Genomic DNA, 21,572 nt, shown 5'->3' with positions numbered 1-21,572 from the left:
TTTTGAGAAATATTTAACAACTAAAACATGAGCAATATAAAACTATGCAGATCTCTTGATGAATTTTATAAGTCAACAATGTAAATTTATGTAATTAAATTATTGATATTTAATTGCAATAAATGCTAGCTTAATTCCAGCGATAAATTACTAGAGAGCTATCAGTCAGAGCCTACTCTGATCGTTGGTCAAATATAAGATTTTGAAACTGGTCAGAGAGACCCCGCCGCTTGCCCTTACCCATGAGGCTAAAACGAAGGGGCTTCCTCTAACTTCGTGAATGTCGTCAAGTTAAAAATCACTTTGGTGGTGAGAGGAATTTTGTAGTGGATAATTGTTCGACAATAGTAAAGCTTTTGCAATATAGAGCTTCGGCACAATCTCAAACAACGGCTTTTAAGTTTTTAGAAGATGGAGAAAAAGAAACAGAGACGCTAACTTATGGAGAGCTAGATCGACGAGCCAGAGCGATCGCAACTCAACTACAAGCACTAGGATTAAAAGGAGAAAGGGCGTTATTACTCTATCCTTCAGGATTAGATTATTTAGCTGCTTTTTTTGGCTGTTTGTATGCGGGTGTTATTGCTGTACCTGCTTATCCACCACAAAATCAAAGAAAAACTCCCAGAATACAAGCTATTGTTGCAGATGCTCAAGCTGCGATCGCTTTAACTACTGAAACGCTTTTACCCAAGATGCAGTCTTTGTTAGGCACAACAAGCAATTTACAATGGTTGGCTACAGGCAATGTTGAGACAGGAATAGAAGCTAATTGGCAACAACCAATTTTAGATCGCGAAACAATTGCTTTTTTGCAATATACATCGGGTTCTACGGGTACGCCTAAAGGAGTCATGGTAAGTCATGGCAACATATTACATAATGCAGCGATGACTTATCGTTGTATGGGACATTCTCCTGAAAGCAAGTTTATTTCTTGGCTACCGATCTATCACGACATGGGATTAATCGGGGGTATTTTGCAACCTTTCTATGGTGGATTCCCTTGTGTTTTGATGTCGCCCACCTCGTTTTTACAACGTCCCTATCGTTGGTTACAAGCTATTTCTAAATACAAAGGAACTACTAGCGGTGCGCCTAATTTTGCTTACGAACTATGTATGCAAAAGATTACCGCCGAACAACGGGCTACTCTAGATCTGAGTAGTTGGCAGGTGGCTTTTAATGGGGCTGAACCGATTCGTAATGAGACTTTAGAGTTATTTGCAGCTACATTTGCTGACTGTGGCTTTCGCCCATCGGCTTTTTATCCCTGTTATGGAATGGCGGAAACAACTTTGTTAGTTTCTGGAAAAAATAAAGAGGTTAAAAGACTAGGAAATGAACAGATTTCTTCTCAAAGTAAAGCTGTGGACAGATTGGCTTTAGCTGAAGATAAAATTGTAGAAGTCTGCGAACAAGAAGATAGTAAGGTTTTAGTTGGTTGTGGTAAGAGTATTCCCGATCTAGAAATTGCGATCGTTAATCCTGAAACCTTGACTCTTTGTAAGCATGATCATATTGGGGAGATTTGGGTACGTGGGGATAGTGTAGCTAAAGGTTATTGGAATCGTCTGGAGGAGACGGAAGAGACGTTTCGCGCAAAGACGTTTATCCCGCTTAGTTTGGGGCAGAGGCGCAAAGAAGAAGGAGAAGGAGTTAAGAGTGGTGATTTTGGAGTTGAAATAAGCCCAGATGGTTGTTTTTTGCGTACTGGGGATTTGGGATTTTTGGATGAGTCGGGGGAGTTGTTTGTTACTGGTAGGCTTAAGGATTTAATTATTATTAGGGGGCGTAATCTTTATCCTCAAGATATTGAACTAACGGCGGAAAGAAGTCATGATGGATTGCGCTTGGGTAGTAATGCAGCTTTTGCGATAGAGATAGATAACGAAGAAAGGTTAGTAGTCGTGCAAGAATTAGAGTTTCGGGCGAAGCCTAATCTAGAGGAAGTTATTACCGCTATTCGTCAAGCGGTAACGCAAGCCCATGAGATAGAAGTTTATGGCGTAATTTTAATCAAACCTGGGAGTATTCCCAAGACTTCTAGTGGCAAAATTCAACGTCGAGCAACTCGGAATAAGTTTTTAGAAGGTACTTTAAATACGGTTGCCAAGAGCATTCTAGAAACTAAAGAATTTGTCGCTCAAGAACAAAAGTTAACAAGAGAAGATCTTTTACAATTACCTCTTGCAGAATCTCAGTTACATTTAGAAGCATATGTGCAAACAAAAATTGCACGGATACTGAAAAGATTACCTTCAGAAGTTAAAATCGGGCTTCCTTTGACTACTTTGGGCTTGGATTCTTTAAAAGTTTTTGAATTAAAAAATCAGATCGAAAATGATTTAGAAGTTCATATTGCGATCGCGGATTTGTTTTCAGGATTAACTACGCGATCACTTTCGACCAAAATATTAGCACAACTGGAAGTATCTAATTCTAATGAATCTATACCTCTGCAAAGAATTACTACCAATAATAATATTCATCCAGTTTCTTTTGCTCAAGCTAGACTTTGGTTTCTTGATCGCCTCAAAACTGGTAATTCTGCCTATAATATTTCTTTTGGTATTCGCATTCAAGGTAACTTACAAAGCGAAATATTAGAAAAAGCCCTCAACTGCATCATCCAAAGACATGAAATATTGCGGACTAGTTTTAATAGTTTAGAAGGTCAACTAATTGGCGCGATCGCAGTAGATTTTAAGCTGTCGTTAACAGTAAAAAACTATCAACAATTCTCTAGAGAAAAACGAGAATTGGAAGTAAAAAGAATCGCTACTCAAGAACATCAAAAGCCTTTTAACCTTTCTGAAATACCTTTATTGCGAGCTACACTGTTATGTTTAGCACCCCAAGAATATATACTTTTAATTAATATCCATCATATTATTTTTGATGGCTGGTCGGCAGGAATATTTATTAAAGAACTTGGTACTTTTTATCAAGATATCTGTTGCGATTACCCTTCATTTATTTCTGAACTTCCTGTACAGTACCAAGACGTTATTTATTGGCAAAAACAATGGTTACACCAAGAAAATATAACTAAACATCTAGACTACTGGAAACAAAAACTAGAGGGCGCACCTAATGTTTTACACTTACCTACAGATAGACCTAGGCCACCAATTCAATCCGAGCGAGGTGCATCTCAATCTTTAGTCTTACCCAAAAGTCTTTCTCAACAACTTAAAACTCTGGCACTACAAGAAAATGTTACCATGTTCATGCTCTTACTGGCAGCATTTAAAATTTTACTATTGCGCCATACAGGACAAGAAGACATAATTGTTGGTTCTCCTGTTGCCAATCGCCAGCATCAAAAGTTGCAGGGATTAATCGGCTTTTTTGTTAATACCATCCCACTGCGAACTAACTTAGCAGGCAATCCCAGTTTTCGAGAATTACTATCACAGATACGTCAGGTAGCGATCGAAGCCTATACCCATCAAGATTTACCTTTTGAACAGTTAGTAGAAGCACTCCAGCCAGAGCGGAATTTAAGCTATACGCCGATATTTCAAGTAATGTTTGCCGTGACAAATACGCCGAAGTTACCCGAAGTTGAGGGTTTGAATTGGAGTCAGTATCGAATCGATAACGAGACAGCACAGTTCGATCTCAACGTCTCTATTGAAGAAGAAGCGCAATTGAGGGTTTGCTTTGAATACAATCGAGACTTATTCGATGCAGGGACGATCTCATCAATGCTCGATCGCTTTGCCAATTTATTGCAAGATATCGTTACCAATCCAGAAGCAAAGTTATCAGATTTACCTTATCTCACTGAATTAGAAATACAGCAGCTATCAAACTGGAATAATACTCAGGTTGAATATCCTCAAGTTTGCTTTCCCCAGCTATTTGAAGCACAGGTAGCGAAAACTCCCAAGGCGATCGCCCTCATCTTTGAAGAACAAGAAATAACTTATTTTGAATTAAATCAACGCGCCAATATCCTCGCTCATGAGTTGCAAACTCTAGGCGTTCAACCAGATACTATCGTAGGTGTTTGTCTGGAACGTTCTTTATCAATGGCGATCGCTTTAGTGGCAATTCTCAAAGCTGGTGGGGCGTACTTACCTTTGGACTGTAACTATCCTCAAGAACGTTTGGCATTTATGCTAGCAGATGCCAACATCAACGTATTATTAACCCAAAAGCATCTGCAATCAGCCTTACCAACCTATCAAGGACAAATTATTTGTTTAGATGATCAGGATATTTGGTTAAGGGACAAAATAGCCAACCCAGTCAGTCACATCAAACCAGATAACCTAGCTTATGTAATTTATACCTCTGGTTCAACAGGAACACCTAAAGGGGTGATGAACACTCATCGGGGTTTGGTTAATCGCTTGTTGTGGATGCAAGACACTTATCGATTAATCCCAGAAGAAAAAGTTTTACAGAAGACACCCTATAGTTTTGATGTATCGGTTTGGGAATTTTTCTGGCCCTTACTAACTGGTGCATCTCTAGTAATAGCCAAACCAGGAGGACATCAAGATAGTGGTTATTTAGTCGATCTAATCGAGCAATCACAAATTACGACGCTGCATTTTGTTCCCTCGATGTTACAAGTATTTCTTGAAGAACCAGAATTACAAAAATCACAGAAGTGTCGCAGTCTCAAACAAGTTATTTGTAGTGGCGAAGCGCTTTCATTACCGCTACAAGAAAAGTTTTTTGCTCGCCTTAACTGTGAACTATACAATCTTTATGGCCCAACAGAAGCAGCGATCGATGTCACTTATTGGCAATGTCAACCAGAAGGTAAAAAGAATAGTTCACGAACTGCCCCTACGACAATTCCCATTGGTCGCCCGATTGCCAACACGCAGATATATATCTTAAATCGAGATTTACAACCCGTGCCGATTGGAGTAGCGGGAGAGTTACATATTGGAGGAGTAGGTTTAGCTAAAGGGTACTTAAATCAGCCCGAATTGACTGAAGAAAAGTTTATTGCAAATCCTTTTGATCGAGCAACACAATTATATAAAACTGGAGATTTAGCACGATACCTATCAGACGGCACAATTGAGTATTTAGGTAGAATCGACCATCAGGTCAAAATCAGAGGCTTTCGTATCGAATTGGGGGAAATTGAAGCGGTTTTAAGTAGACATCCAGCCGTGAGAGAAACGGTAGTTGTGGTTAGAGAAATATCTCAAAGACAGCAGTTAATAGCATATATCGTTCTTGATCGCGATTGCGCAGAGCGCACCAGCAAAGCTGATCGCCAATGGTCAAGGGAAGAAGGTAAAAAATATCTCCAAGAATTATTACCAGAATATATGCTGCCTTCAGCTTTTGTCATGCTCGAGCAACTACCTCTGTTACCTAACGGAAAAATAAATCGTCGTGCTTTACCTCTACCCGAAAGTGCATCGACTACAGTAGCTCATCAAGCACCTAGTTCGGAAATCGAACGAAAGATCGCTGCTATTTGGCAAGAAGCATTGCATCTAGAAAAAGTTGGGATCGATGATAATTTTTTCGACCTCGGCGGACATTCCTTACTCTTGCTTGAGGTAAATCAAAAATTGAGAAAGTCTTTACAACGAGATTTATCTGTGGTGGAAATGTTTCAGAACCCGACGATCGCTTCTTTGGCGACATATCTTACTCAAAGTTGCCACCAGAAAGCTGCTTTTCAATCGATACGCGATCGCACCAATCAAAGAATTAAAGCAATTAATAGACAAAAAAGACTAGCAAAAAATAGATGAACAATTTAGAAACCGCAGAATCATTAGAAGCAATAGCAATTGTCGGGATGGCAGGACGTTTTCCTGGCGCGAAAAATCTAGAAGAATTTTGGCAAAATTTAGCCAATGGAGTTGAGTCAGTTTCCTTTTTTGACGATGAAGAATTGACTCAATCAGGGATCGATCCGAGCTTACTAAAAAGTCCTAACTACGTCAAAGCTAGTGCTGTTTTAGAAGATATAGATTTATTCGATGCTCCCTTTTTTGACTTTAATCCTAAAGAAGCCGAAATTACCGATCCGCAACACCGCTTATTTTTAGAATGCGCTTGGGAGGCGTTAGAAAATGCTGGGTATGATCCTCAACGGTATCAAGGTAAAACGGGAGTTTACGGCGGAGCTAGCCTTAATAATTATTATGCCTTCAATGCCAATCGCGATCGCCTGGGTTCAGCACAATCCTATCAAACCCTGATCGGCAATGATAAAGACTTTCTCACTACTCGCGTTTCCTATAAATTAAATCTAACAGGGCCGAGTATTACCGTACAAACAGCCTGTTCGACATCTTTAGTCGCCACTGTACTCGCTTGCCAAAGTTTATTAAATTATCAATGCGATTTGGCTTTAGCTGGTGGAGTTTCCCTTCGCGTACCCCAAAAAGCTGGATATTTACACGAATCAGGGGGGACTTTATCACCTGATGGTCACTGTCGCGCTTTTGATGCTCAAGCAGGAGGCATGATTATTGGTAACGGGGTCGGAATTGTTGTTCTCAAAAGATTATCAGAAGCGATCGCTGATGGCGACTATATTCATGCCGTGATTAAAGGTGCCGCGATTAATAATGATGGTGCGGGAAAAGTCGGCTATACTGCCCCCAGTGTTGATGGTCAAGCAGAGGTAATCGCCGAAGCCATTATGCTAGCTGGAGTAGAACCAGAAACTATCGACTATATCCAAGCTCACGGTACTGGTACAACTTTAGGCGATCCGATTGAAATTGCAGCACTGTCTCAGGTTTTTCGTGCCAATACCACTAAAGCAGGTTTTTGTGCGATCGGTTCAGTAAAAACTAATATTGGTCATTTAGATGCTGCTGCTGGAATTGCAGGGCTAATTCAAACGGTTTTAGCTCTCAAGCATAAGTCGATTCCACCCAGTCTAAATTTTAAGCAGCCAAATCCTGAAATTGATTTTATCACTAGTCCTTTTTACGTTAATACTAAACTGACGGAATGGGAACCAGCAGGACATCCTAGACGCGCAGGGGTCAGTTCATTAGGTATTGGTGGTACAAACGCCCATGTTGTTCTTGAAGAAGCCCCAGACATTGTAAGGGCGAAGGGCCCTAAAGGACTAGCTTCGCGTCGCCAATCGCCCTTACAGAAATTATTAGTTATTTCTGCCAAGACTGAATCTGCATTGGAGATAGCAACAGATAATTTAGTCGAACATCTGAACAAACAGCGTGAATTAGATTTGGCTGATGTGGCTTATACCTTGCAAATGGGGCGTAAGGAATTTAATTATCGTCGGATGGTGGTAGGAAAAGATATTGAAGATGTGGCGATCGCTCTCCAAAACCGAGAACCTCAAAGGGTTTTGACTCATTGTACTCAACAAGAACGCTCTTCAATTGTGTTTATGTTCCCAGGGCAGGGTTCTCAATATGTCAACATGGGCAAGGAACTATACGAGACTGAACCTGTATTTCGTGAGTGGATCGATCGCTGTTCAGAATTATTAAAACCTGAATTAGGGTTAGATTTGCGATCGCTAATATATCCCATCGTAGGGGCGATTCGCGATTCACCCCTACGACAAACCGACATCGCACAACCAGCCATCTTTACCATCGAATATGCTTTAGCCCAATTATGGATGTCTTGGGGAATCAAACCACAGGCTACAATCGGCCATAGTATTGGGGAATACGTAGCTGCAACCATTGCAGGTGTGATGTCTTTAGAAGATGCTTTGTGTTTAGTTGCACAACGGGGTAAGTTAATTCAGCAAATGCCGACAGGTTCGATGTTGGCGGTTTCTTTATCAGAAATAGAATTAAGGGCGAATGGAGAGGCACTTGCGGTGGGCGGGTTTCCCGACATAAGCCCTAAAGGATTAGCTTCGCGTCACAAAGTGCCGAACCCGAAGGGCCATTCGCCCCTACAAAATGATGAATTAGAATTAGAATTATCTTTAGCTGCTATTAATGCTCCTGGTTTATGCGTCATTTCAGGTAACGATCAAGCGATCGCCAAACTCGAAACACAACTGCAAGATCGAGGTATTGAATGCCGTCATTTGCATACATCCCATGCGTTCCATTCAACCATGATGGATAGTGTGATCGCACCCTTAACCAAAGCAGTTGCCAAGGTTAAATTAAAACCACCTCAAATACCTTTTATTTCTAACGTTACGGGAACTTGGATAACCCCAGAAGAAGCGATCGATCCCCATTATTGGGCAAAACATATGAGGCAAACAGTTCGTTTTGCTGCGGGAGTTGACGAACTACTACAGGATCGAGAACATATCTTGCTGGAAGTTGGTGCAGGCAGAACTTTATCTACTTTCGTCAAACATAATGCTGCTCAATCAGCAGGGCAAATAGTTTTATCTTCTTTACCTCATCCTCAAGAAACAGTTGGCGATCGCACTTTTATCCTCAATATGCTGGGTAGACTCTGGTTGGCAGGAGTAGAAATTGATTGGTGCAATTTTACTGCTCACGAACAAAGTCGCCGAGTACCTCTACCAACTTATCCTTTTGAACGTCAGCGTTATTGGCTCGATCCGGTCAATCCCCCCTCAATCGAGCCTTTGAAAGAAGGTAAAAAAGACAATATTGCTGATTGGTTTTATGTTCCTGCTTGGAAAACAACTCCTTTGATTTCCACTAGTAATATTAGTCAGGAAAGTTGTTTGGTTTTTGTTGATGAATCAGGAATTGACGATCGCCTAGTTGAAAAGTTAAGACAAAATGGACAAGATGCGATCGCAGTATATAAAGGAGATAATTTCAGCCAAGATCGCCATAGCTATACTATCAACCCCAGTAAACTAGAAGATTATCATGCTCTTATTCAAGATCTGGTTCAAGTAGATAAAATTCCCCGTAAAATTATTCACCTCTGGAGTATTTCCCCAAGTCACCCCATCCCCCAGTCAATTAGTCAAGAAAGTTTCTGGCATCTTATTTACCTCGCGCAAGCACTCGAACAGCAACAGCCACAACACAAGATTGAAATTATCGTTACTACTAACAATTTTTATGATGTTATTGGCGATGAAACCTTGTCCTATAAAGAAGCAACAGTCTTAGGTGCAATTAAAGTTATTGCTCAAGAGTATTCCTATCTCAATTGCCGTCAAGTCGATCTCTCAGAATCTCATAGCAATCGCTCAATCGAACAATTAATTACCGAATTTACTACCGATTCAGCCGATAAATTTGTTGCCTATCGCAAACATCGCCGTTGGATACAAACTTTTGAGCCAATTCCCATTACTAAAAATCCCTCAGAACAATCAAAATTACGTCCAGATGGAGTTTACCTGATAACAGGAGGTATGGGGGGCGTTGGTTTAGTTTTAGCCGAACATTTAGCCCGTACAGTACAAGCTAAACTCATTTTACTCGAACGTTCTTCATTACCTGAACCAGAAACCTGGGATGAATGGTTAGCGGATCATAATGCAGAAAATTCGATTAGCCAAAAAATTAGTAAAATCAAGAATTTACAAGCATTGGGGGCAGAAGTTTTACCCTTATCTGCCGATGTCTGCGATCGCACTCAAATGGAACAGGCGATCGCCCTGGCTTTAGAACGTTTTGGTACGCTCAACGGTGTAATTCATGCTGCTGGGGTGGCTGGCGGTGGTATTATTCAACTGAAAACCCCAGAAATAGCTGAAAAGATCTTTGCTCCTAAAGTAACAGGCACATTGGTTCTTAATGAGGTTTTACAGGAAATAGATTTAGATTTCTTAGTGCTTTGTTCTTCCCTAACTTCTATTGTTGGCGGATTTGGACAGGCTGATTATTGTGGGGCGAATGCCTTTTTAGATGCTTTTGCTGGTTGTGATCATCGTCGTCAGACAGTGGCAATTAATTGGGATGCTTGGCAGGAAGTTGGCATGGCAGTTAATACAGATGTCCCGACTGAATTGAAACAATGGCAAGCCGATAATCTTAAACATGGATTATTGAAAAGTGAAGCGATAGAAGTGTTTGATCGCGCTTTGGCAAGCGGGTTATCTCAAGTGATTGTCTCAACTCAAGATTTATCAACGGCGATCGAGCAAAACAATAGTTTCTTGACTAATTATGATATTCAAAAACCAGATAATTTAGATACTTCTGAATTTAGATCGCGTCTGAGTACAAACTATGTTGCTCCTCGTAACGAAATTGAAAAAACTATTGCAAATATTTTGCAAGAAGTGATAGGATTTAAACAGGTTGGAATTTACGATAATTTCTTCGAGTTAGGTGGACATTCCCTGCTCGCCGTTCAAGTTGCTTCTCGCCTAAGAGAAGTGTTTCAACTAGATTTACCTGTACAAACTTTTCTGTTTGAAGCTCCTACTATTAATCAATTAGCTGTTTTTGTTGAAACACAAGCTAGTTCAATGACGGACATTAGTAAGATGGAACAGTTACTAGCAGAAATAGAAAGTCTTTCTCCTGAAGCTATTCAAAAAGAACTGGCTCAAAAATCTTCAGAAAATTAAACAAGACTTTTTTTTGAATCTTATTAATAAATATTCTTAATAGCTTAAATTTGACAATATTATCAACTGAGCATATGAAAGATCTTTCACAAAGAATTACCGCTCTCTCTCCCGAACAAAAAGTATTGTTGGAACTTCGTCTGAAGGAAAAGGAGTTCAAAAATTCAAGACCAAAATTAATAAGTAATCCACAGTCAAACTCTGATGCAGGAATTTTATCTTATGCTCAAGAGAGACTATGGCTGCTCCATCAGTTACAGCCAGATCTACCTCTGTATAACGAAATCAGCCTAATTAAGTTAACGGGGTTTCTCGATGTTCCTGTGCTAGAACAAAGCTTTAATCAGGTTCTTCAGCGTCACCAAGTTTTGCGGAGTAAGTTTGTTGCCCAAGATGGAAAGCCCGTTTCTCAAATTGCACCTAATCTAGAAATAAGTTTTCCCATAATTGAAATAGAACAAGAAACAAATTCCGAAGTCAGAGCGATCGCTTTAGCCACTCAAGAAGCCAGGAAACCGTTTGATTTAACTGAATTCCCCTTATTTCGCCTAAAACTGTATCGGCTTTCAGAAAAACAATATCTTTGGCTGATGGTAGTCCATCATATTATCTGCGATGGTTGGTCGATGGGGATTTTTATGCGAGAAGTAACCACACTTTATGCAGACTTAAAAAAAGGGAAATCACCTTCTTTACTAGAATTACCCATTCAATATGCAGACTTTGCTCAGTGGGAAAAACAGCTACCAGATAATATTTTTGCGACTCAACTCAACTACTGGGAAAAGCAACTAAGTGGCAGCTTACCTAAACTCGAACTACCTAGCATTAATCGACAAATAAAGACAAACAATACCGATTCTTGTCGAGGTGGGAGGGAATCAGTTTTACTGTCAACCCAACTAAGCCAGAAACTCAAAACTCTAAGTCAACAACAAAATGTCACCTTATTTATGTTGCTGTTGGCAGCATTCAAAGTTTTGCTATCTCGCTATACAGATTTATCAGATATTTTGGTAGGTTCACCAATTGCTAATCGGAGTCGCCCAGAATTAGAAGGCATAATTGGTATATTTCTCAATACTTTAGTTCTTCGCAGCGATTTATCAGGGAATCCCCGTTTTTCGGAATTACTCCAACAAGTCAAACAAGTCGCCCTAAAAGCTTATGCCCATCAAGATTTACCTTTTGAAAAACTAGTCGCTCAACTACATCCCGAAAGAAGTATCAGCCAGTCTCCTTTATTTCAGGTGATGTTCGTTTTATATAATCTGCCGAGTGCAAATTTAAAACTACCAGAATTAAAAGTAGAAGAAATAGCTATTGATAATGGCATGGCATTATTCGATCTGACTTTAGAGATTAGAGATCGAGATGAAAGTTTGGATATTTGTTTTGAATATAATTGCGATCGCTTTGAGAGAGATGAGGTTCAAAGGTTGCTGAGACACTATCAGACAATTTTAGAAAATGTTGTTATCAATCCTGACTTGCATCTATCGAATATTGAGATGTTAACGGAAGTAGAAAGGCAAGAATTATTAGTTGAGTTTAATAACAATAGCCGAGATTATCCCGTCACCAAAACAATAGATCGCTTGTTTGAAATTCAAGTAGCCAAAGCACCATTTAAAATTGCAGTAGTTGATCGTGATACTCAATTAACTTATCAAGAGCTAAATACCAAAGCTAATCAAATAGGAAAATTACTACAAAGTTTAGGATTACAAAAGGGAGACTTTGTTGGTATTTGGCAGGAAAGAAGTGTTAACTTTGCGATCGCTATTTTAGCGGTTTTAAAAGCAGGAGGAGTTTATGTTCCCATCGATTCTAGTTATCCAGCAGAAAGGATTGCCTATATACTTGCCAATAGTGAGAGTAAAATTCTGCTGAGAGATCGCTTTTGCTTAGAAAATTCTGCCAGTATTCTAGAACATTGTATCCAATTAGAACATATTATCTGTCTAGATGAATGCGATCTTACTATTAAGATTGATGCAGATAAAATTCTTGAAATATATACTCCACAAAACTTTCAAGGGTTACCAACAGACAATTTAAAGTTAGATCTAGAAATAGCAGGAGTCGAACCTGCATACATGATTTACACTTCTGGTTCGACTGGTTTACCCAAAGGTACGATTATTCGTCATGGCGGGGCGATTAATCACATTTATGCCCAATATGATGCTTTAAACTTAACTCAAGATTTAACTTTTCTTCAAAGTGCGCCCGCTTCCTCTGATATTTCCGTCTGGCAATTTCTCGCACCGATTATGATTGGTGGGAAAACAATTATTATCGATACAGAAACAGTTTGTAATCCAGACAAGCTCTGGCAAACTATTCAAGACCATAAAATTACTTTAGTTGAATTAGTACCAGTAGTTCTTAAAAGCTTATTAAATTATCTCTCTGGTTTACCTATAGAGAAAAGACAATTGCCTTATCTGCAATGGCTGATGGTAACGGGAGAGTCGGTTTCAGTAACTTCAGTCAATGATTGGCTCAAACTATACCCCACTATTCCCATCGTTAATGCTTATGGTCCAAGCGAATCTAGTGACGATATTACTCAAGCAATTATAGATCAGCCTCTAGCAGTCAATCAAAGTACAGTTTCCATTGGTAAGCCCTTAGCTAATTTGAATTTATATGTTCTAGACAGCAATTTACAACTATTGCCGATAGGTGTACCAGGAGAAATATGCGTATCGGGTTATGGAGTTGGAGTTGGTTATTGGCGCAATAAGGAAAAAACCCAAGCTAGTTTTATTGCCAATCCTTTTCCTGAAACTGCCAAACCTTTACCAGGAGTCGAGACAGATTTACTCTACAAAACAGGGGATCTGGGACGATGGTTGCCCAATGGTTCGATTGAGTATCTAGGCAGAATCGATAATCAGGTTAAAATCCGCGGATTTAGAATTGAACTAGGAGAAATTGAGACAGTCATAGCTAAACATTCACTTGTTGAAGATTGTGTAGTTAGCGATCGCGAAGATGAAACTGGAGAGAAAAGATTAGTTGCTTATTACATTGCCCAAGAACAACTAAACAGCAAACAATTACGAAATTTTCTCAAGCCCAAATTACCAAATTATATGATTCCTGCTGCTTGGGTGCAGTTAGATGCTTTTCCTTTAACTCCCAATGGAAAATGCGATCGCAATGCTCTACCAACTCCCGATTTTGAGATATCGACTACAAAATATATTGCGCCTCGTATTCCTCTTGAGGAAATTCTCGCTAGTATCTGGCAACAAGTGTTGAATCTAGAACAAGTAGGTATCAATGATAATTTCTTTGAATTAGGGGGACATTCTTTACTGGCGACTCAAGTTGTCTCCAAGATCCGTCAAAGTTTAGCCGTGGAGTTGCCTTTGCGTTGTCTGTTTGAACATCCCACAGTAGCGGAATTAGCAAATCAACTAGAAAAGATCGAGACTAAGACGAACCTGGAAATACCACCGATTAAACCTGTAGCAAGAGAAGGAGATTTACCTTTATCCTTTGCTCAACAACGACTTTGGTTTCTCGCTCAATTAGAATCAGAATCTTTTGTCTACAATGGCTCTAGTATTTTAGAGCTAGAAGGCGAACTTAACCTAAAGGCACTTTCAGATAGCATTAACGAAATTGTGAGACGACATGAAGTTTTACGAACGAGTTTTACTGTTATTGATGGTCAACCGATACAACAGATTGCTTCTAAGTTAGAGATCGATTTAGCAATAATTAATTTACCAACATTATCCTCAACTGAACAGGAAAGAGAAGTTAAACGACTAGCAAAAGTTCAGTCTGAACAAGTATTCGATCTAACTCAAGCTCCTTTATTTAGACTGACTCTATTAAAACTGGAGGCTAATAAACATCTGTTTTTGATGACAATGCATCATATTATCTCCGATGGTTGGTCAACAGGGTTATTTATTCGGGAACTATCGGAACTTTATACAGCATTTGCTAGTAACCAATCGAATCCGCTACCAGAGTTACCAATTCAGTATGCAGATTTTGCCGTTTGGCAACGCCAACTATTACAGGGAGAGTTTTTAGAAGCTCAGTTAACTTACTGGCAACGACAATTGAATCAACTCCCCATCTTAAACTTACCTACTTTTCGTCCGCGAGAAGAAGTTACGACTAACCCTAGTGCTAAGGAAACTTTTATTATTCCTGCCGATTTATCTCAGGCTGTTAATTCACTATCCTGCCAAGCAGGGGTAAGTCTATTTATGACGATGCTGGCAGTTTTGCAAGTATTACTCCAACGCTATACAAGTCAAGATGACATTGTAGTTGGTACTGATGTTGCTAACCGTAATCGCTCGGAAATAGAGCCATTGATTGGCTTTTTTATCAATTTATTGGTTTTACGTACAGACTTAAGTGGCAATCCTAGTTTTAAGGAATTGCTCCAACGAGTATGCCAGGTAACATTAGGAGCTTATGCTCATCAGGATTTACCATTTGATCGCTTGGTAAAAGCGTTACAACCTCAAAGATATTTGAGCCATACTCCGCCTTTATTTCAGGTGTTATTGGTACTTCAAAATACCCCCTTACCAGCTTTCGAGTTGCCAGGATTGAGTTTAAAAATGATGGAAGTTGAAGATACAACCACCAGATTCGATCTAGCTTTGTTTTTAAAGGAAACAGAGGCAGGAATTGAGGGAGAGTGGCAATATAATGCAGATTTGTTTGAGAAGACGACTATTAACAATTTCTCAACTCACTTCCAGAATTTACTTCACAGCGTTACGAAAACTCCCGATGCTCGGCTTAATACCCTCCAAATGCTGAGTGATACGGAAATAGCAGAGCGAAATAAAACAAAACAGCATAAAAAAGCTGCTAAATTAGCGAAATTTAAAACAATTAAGTCTTCAAGATGACTGAATAGCCGAGAAAAAAAAACTGATAGCTAATGACCAATAACAAACAATAAATAATTAACCACTAACATATTTAAGATTATAAATTCATGCCAACATCAACCCTTCAAGGCTTTCAGCTTTCACCACAACAAAAACGACTCTGGTTACTCCAGCAGGATGATTCCGCTTATTTAACTCAAGGTGCGATCACCATTCAAGGCAATTTACAGCCAGCAAGATTGAAGCAGGTTATGGAACAAATTGTCGATCGGCATCAAATATTGAGAACGAACTTTCGTCGTTTACCTGGTGTTAAACTGCCAGTTATGACTATAAGCGCTCGCACAGGGTTGGCGAAGCCTCATCGCAATTCGTTTTCATGGCAAGAAATCGATTTGGGCGATCGCATCTTAAATCTGAAAGAGTTGTTTGAAAAAGCCAGACAGCAAGTATATAACCTGGAAACAGAGCCAATCTTACGCACATATCTATATCAAATTGAGTCAAATAGCTATATTCTACAGATTACTCTACCTGCTTTGTGTGGTGATCGCTGGACGCTGGAAAATCTGTTTAACGAGATTGTTAATGACTATAACAACTATGGTCAAAGTATTTCAGAAGCAGAATTACAGTACGTTCAATTTTCCGAATGGCAAAATCAATTATTAACCGATGAAGATGCCGAAACAGCAAGACAATTTTGGCAGCAACAACAGCCTACATCCTTGCCTCAATTGAGATTACTAGTCGAGAATAAGCCACCTCGTTCACCCGAATTCAATTCAGGTGCTTGCGGGATGGTGCATTCCGCACCTTTAAAATCATCACCACGGGAGATTCAAACTCTAGATACAGCGATTTCTCCAGAGATAACGGCGAAATTAGAAACTATTGCCCGTAAGTATCAAACTAGTACCTCCACAATTCTATTAGCCTGCTGGCAAATCTTGATCTGGCGACTAACAGAAGAATTTAGCATCGTTATCGGCATGGAGAGCGATCGCCGAGAATATGTAGAAATGCACCCAATTATGGGATTGTTGGCTACCTGGTTGCCAATTAAGAGTGATTTCACTCAGGGTCAAACTTTTGCTGAAGTTTTAGCATCCCTGGGACAGACTTTAGAGTCGGTTCAAGAATGGCAAGATTATTTTGTCCCAGAATCTATAGCTAATGATAATTTAGTATTTCCCATTGGGTTTGAGTTTCAAGAATTGCCTACTCCACGAGATGTGGTCGGCGTTACTTTTTCTTTGTTAAAACAATCGAGCTGCATTGAAAAATATAAGCTTAAGCTATCTGGTATTCAGAGTAATAACTCTCTACTGCTAGAACTTAATTACGATCACAATTATTTCTCACCAGAGACTATCGATAGTATCGCTAGGCAGTTTCAAACCCTGTTAGAAGATGTCAAAGAACATCCAGAATCAAAAATAGAGCAATTATCTATTCTTCCTGCAAGTGATCGCCATAAAATTCTCCAAGAGTTTAATCAAACTGCAAAAGACTATCCCCAAAACAAATCTATTCAGCAACTATTTGAGGAGCAAGTACAAAAAACCCCCAATAACATGGCGGTTATTTTTGAGGAGCAACAATTATCCTATGCCCAACTCAATCAGCAAGCCAATCAATTAGCTCATTACTTACAAAAGAAAGGAGTTAAGCCCGAAGTATTAGTAGGATTGTACTTAGAAAAATCCTCTTTATCAATTATCGGACTGTTAGGCATTCTCAAAGCAGGAGGGGCATACTTACCTCTTGATGCGAATCTTCCTACAGAAGCATTGAGCGATCGCTTAGAAGATACTCAGATAGTTTTAACTCAGCAAAAATTAGCTTCTACCATACCTCAATCCAATAGAAAAGTAATTTGTTTAGATGAAGACTGGGAAAAGATTGCAGGTGAAAGTAATACCAATCTCCCTAACGAAACAACCACAGAAAATTTAGCATATGTCTTGTTTACTTCTGGTTCGACTGGAAAACCCAAAGGAGTAGCCATCGAACAGCAACAACTCCTCAATTATTGCTATGCCATCTCTGACAGACTTAATTTAAAAGAAAACAAAAGTTTTGCTCTGGTTTCTTCCCTCGCGGCCGACTTAGGTAATACCGTTGTCTTCCCTGCTTTGTTAACTGGAGGCTGTTTGCATCTCATCTCAACTGAAAGAGCAACCAATCCTGAAGCATTTGCAGCTTATAGCGATCGCTATTCTCTAGATTGTCTTAAAATCGTTCCCTCTCACTTAAATGCTTTACTCAGTGCTGCCGAACCAGAAAAAATATTACCGAAAAAATGCTTAATCTTAGGTGGGGAAGCCTTAAGCTGGCAATTAGTCCATAAAGTTCAACAATATCAGCCTAATTGCCAAATTTTCAATCATTATGGCCCGACAGAAACCACCATCGGAGTTTGTACTTTTGCCATTTCCCCAGAAACAAACATCTCTGCATCCGCAACAGTACCTTTAGGGAAAGCGATCGCTAATACTCAAATTTATCTACTTGATCGCAGTTTACAACCAGTCCCCATAGGCGTACCAGGAGAAATCTATATCGGCGGTGTACAGGTTAGTAGAGGTTATTTTAATCGTCCAGAATTAACTGTTGAAAAGTTTATCAAAAATCCTTTCATCGAAGAGCTTGCTTCAGAGAATAAACATCTTCTGCCTTCTCTTTACAAAACTGGAGATAAGGCGCGCTATCTAGAAGATGGAAACATAGAGTTCTTAGGTAGAATCGACCATCAGGTTAAAATTCGAGGCTATCGAATCGAATTAGGTGAAATAGAATCCACATTACAACAACATCCTAATATTAAAGATGCGATCGCTACAGTTACCATTGATAAATCCGAGCGAAAACGTCTCGCGGCATATATCGTCACAGAGCAACGGCAGACATTAACCGATAAAGACTTACAAAATTTTCTCAGTCAGAAATTACCTGATTATATGATTCCTAACCTTTGGGTGCAATTAAAGGCTTTACCTCTCACCCCTAATGGCAAGGTAGATCGCCAAGCGTTACCCGAACCAGAACAGGTTAAACATGAACTTGATTCAGAAAAAGTGTTTGTTCCTCCTCGTAATCCCACAGAAACAATCCTGGCGGATATTTGGGCAAAGGTACTGGAAATTGAACGAGTAAGCATACACGATAATTTCTTCGAGTTAGGCGGAGACTCAATCTTAAGTATTCAAATCGTCGCCAAAGTCCACCAAGTAGGGTTACAAACTACCCCCAAACAAATATTTGAATATCCTACCGTCGCTAGTTTAGCAGCAGAGATAACAACAAAAGATTCTTCTCCAGAGATTGATTTAACTTCCGAAACACAAGATAGTGATCAATTCTTATTACTCGAATTAAAAGATAAGATTGCACCTGCTCTGTTGGGGTCAATTGAAGACATTTACGAACTTACACCCGTACAAAAGGGTATTCTCTTCCACAGTCTATATGATTCGGAAAACGGACTGTATTTGTTCCAAGACACATTTACCTTAAAAACATTACTCGAAATCGATGCTTTTGAACGAGCTTGGCAGCAAGTAATACAAAGACACACGATCTTACGCACGGGTTTTTATTGGGAAGATGTGGAACAACCCCTACAAGTTATCTACAAACAAGTAGAAGTAACCTTAGAGCATCACGATTGGCGAGGAATCGAGGTCGAGCAAAAGCAAGAACAATTGAACTCCTTTTTAAAACAAGATCGCGCCAATAGCTTCGATTTGGCTCAACCCTGTCCCATGCGCTTAACTCTATTCCGCCTGGCTGACGATATCTATGAACTGATTTGGACCAGACACTTTATTGTGGCAGATGGTTGGTCAATTCCTCTACTGCTCAATGAAGTAGTGCAAATATATCAAGGTATCTGTAAAGAACAGGAGTTATCTTTAGCTCCTAGTACTCCCTTCCGTAGTTACATTGACTGGTTGCAAAAACAAGACACATCTCAAGCGGAGCAGTTTTGGCAAGAGATGTTAGCAGGAATTAAAATGCCGACTCCGCTCCATAATCTATATATGGAGGCCAATAGCGATCGCCAAGAACAATATGATGATCGACAAATTGCTTTATCTCCAGCCATGAGCAGTGCGCTCAATGCTTTTGTTAAACAAAATCACTTGACGTTAAATACCCTAATTCAAGGAACTTGGGCAATCTTACTTAGTTATTACAGTTGCCAACAAGAGGTAATTTATGGCTGTACTGTCTCTGGTCGTCCACCTGAATTAGAAGGTGTTGAATCCATTGCGGGAATGTTACTTAATACTCTACCTGTCAGAGTTAATGTCGATCCCCAACAGACCATACTACCTTGGCTCAAAGAACTTCAAAAATTATTAGTTGAAATTCGTCAATATGAATATAGTCCTTTAGTAGAAGTTAAAACCTGGAGTGAAATACCGCCAGGATCATCTTTGTTTGAAAGTATTGTCGTCTTTGAAAACTTACCACAACCTGAAAGTTTACGGGAAGATAAACGAGAACTAGAAATTACTGCTTTCAATACTTTTTACAAAATTAATTATCCCATTACTGTAGTTGTAGTTCCCGTTTACCCTTTATTAATAGGTATAAACTACGACTTTAACTTAGTTGCTGTTAGTACAATTGATGCCGTATTAACTCATTTCAAAATACTGCTGAAGTTTATTATTAACAATCCAGATAGTTCTTTACAGGATATCTCTCTATTAACCGCAAAACAAAAACAAACTATCACAATGTTAGAACAACAAGTTACGTTTGATTTTGAAAACTGCTCTCTTTAAAGGCAAAATTTATTAGTAGTTAAGCATTCCACTTTTAGTTTAAATAGTCGCATAACTTAATCACAAATTTCAAAAGATACCATGAAAATTTCTGAACAATACGAGTCAAATGTTAGAAGTTACTGCCGTAGTTTTCCTACTGTATTTAACAAAGCCAAAGAATCAATTATCTATTCTGAATCTAAAGAATATATCGACTTTTTAGCAGGAGCAGGAGCATTAAATTACGGTCATAATAACGACTACATTAAACAGCAAGTAATCGATTACTTAAATTCTGATGCGATCGCTCATGGATTAGATTTTTATACTGATGCTAAAGAAAAATTTATCGCCAAGTTTCAGAGTTCTATCTTGTCACCAAGAAAACTAGACTATCGTTTGCAATTTTGTGGTCCAACGGGAACAAATGCCGTAGAAGCAGCATTAAAACTAGCGAGAAAAGTCAAACAAAGAACGGGAATCTTTTCCTTTATGGGGGCATTTCATGGCATGACATCAGGCAGCTTATCAATTACGGGCAACAAAGAAATACGAGCGGGTATTTTTGGTATTGCTAATGACGTTACATTTATGCCTTATCCCGATGGCAAAATGGCAAATTTGGATACCATAGCATATTTAGAATCTGTACTTGACGATTCTCATTCAGGTATTGCTAAACCAGCAGCAATTATTTTTGAAACCGTACAAGCAGAAGGTGGAATTACAGTTGCACCCATAGAATGGATGCAAAAATTAAGAGCTTTATGCGATCGCCACGATATTTTATTGATCTGTGATGATATCCAAGTTGGTTGTGGTCGTACTGGGTCTTTTTTCTCTTTTGAAAGAGCTAATATAGTTCCTGATTTAGTTATTCTCTCTAAATCAATTAGTGGTTATGGTTTTCCCATGTCACTATTATTAATTAAACCAGAACTAGATATCTGGAAGGCAGGAGAACATACAGGGACTTTTCGAGGCAATCAATTAGCATTTGTGGGAGGAACTGCTGCACTTGAATATCGAGAAAATATCGATCTTGAAAAAGAAGTTGAACTGAAAGAGTTTTTCTTAAAAACCTTTTTAAATGAGAAAATAAAACCAATAGATGAGAGGATAGAAATACGGGGTATTGGGATGATTTGGGGGATAGACCTTGGTAAATTTAACAATCCTCAGCTCGTTAAAAATATAAGCGATCGCTGTTTTCATCAAGGATTAATTATCGAGCGAGTAGGCAGAGGTGATACCGTTCTCAAGATTTTACCTCCTTTAAATATCGAAATGTCGATTTTGCAACAGGGTTGTTCAATAATTCAACAAGTTTTAACTGATTGTTTAACCAAAAATATGTACAACAATTCTCAGTTAGAAAAAGTTAGCGCTTAACTTTTTTTAGGCAGTTAGCTAAACATTGTCAGAATTTGGCAATACTAAAATTTA

Annotated in this window: 5 protein-coding genes; all 5 read left to right on the top strand. The window is 39.1% G+C overall.

Annotated features, from left to right (window positions below; translation table 11 throughout):
- Positions 1-326: 326 nt before the first annotated feature.
- Positions 327-5,741, top strand: a complete 5,415-nt coding sequence (locus tag C7B62_RS07005) for a non-ribosomal peptide synthetase (RefSeq protein ID WP_106234014.1) — start codon at positions 327-329, stop codon at positions 5,739-5,741.
- Complete coding sequence (locus tag C7B62_RS07000) at positions 5,738-10,462, top strand: type I polyketide synthase (RefSeq protein WP_106234012.1); 4,725 nt, start codon at positions 5,738-5,740, stop codon at positions 10,460-10,462. Before C7B62_RS07005 ends, C7B62_RS07000 begins: the two co-directional genes overlap by 4 nt.
- Positions 10,463-10,536: 74 nt before the next feature.
- Positions 10,537-15,363: a non-ribosomal peptide synthetase gene (locus C7B62_RS06995; protein ID WP_106234010.1), complete on the top strand. Its 4,827-nt coding sequence runs from the start codon at positions 10,537-10,539 to the stop codon at positions 15,361-15,363.
- A gap of 89 nt (positions 15,364-15,452) precedes the next feature.
- Positions 15,453-20,144: a non-ribosomal peptide synthetase gene (locus tag C7B62_RS06990; RefSeq protein ID WP_106234007.1), complete on the top strand. Its 4,692-nt coding sequence runs from the start codon at positions 15,453-15,455 to the stop codon at positions 20,142-20,144.
- An 81-nt stretch (positions 20,145-20,225) separates the two neighbouring features.
- Positions 20,226-21,518, top strand: coding sequence for a diaminobutyrate--2-oxoglutarate transaminase (ectB, locus tag C7B62_RS06985; protein WP_106234005.1), 1,293 nt, complete (start codon positions 20,226-20,228; stop codon positions 21,516-21,518).
- The last annotated feature ends 54 nt before the right edge of the window (positions 21,519-21,572 follow it).

The sequence above is a fragment of the Pleurocapsa sp. CCALA 161 genome, assembly GCF_003003995.1.
In the GTDB taxonomy this organism is placed as follows: Bacteria; Cyanobacteriota; Cyanobacteriia; order Cyanobacteriales; family Xenococcaceae; genus Waterburya.
This window is presented reverse-complemented; position numbering and strand designations above follow the sequence as displayed.

What these genes read in the sequence shown, in the direction of transcription:
- C7B62_RS06990 (WP_106234007.1), top strand. Translation starts at nt 15,453, where the DNA reads ATGCCAACATCAACCCTTCAAGGCTTTCAGCTTTCACCACAACAAAAA.
- C7B62_RS07000 (WP_106234012.1), top strand. Translation starts at nt 5,738, where the DNA reads ATGAACAATTTAGAAACCGCAGAATCATTAGAAGCAATAGCAATTGTC.
- ectB (WP_106234005.1), top strand. Translation starts at nt 20,226, where the DNA reads ATGAAAATTTCTGAACAATACGAGTCAAATGTTAGAAGTTACTGCCGT.
- C7B62_RS06995 (WP_106234010.1), top strand. Translation starts at nt 10,537, where the DNA reads ATGAAAGATCTTTCACAAAGAATTACCGCTCTCTCTCCCGAACAAAAA.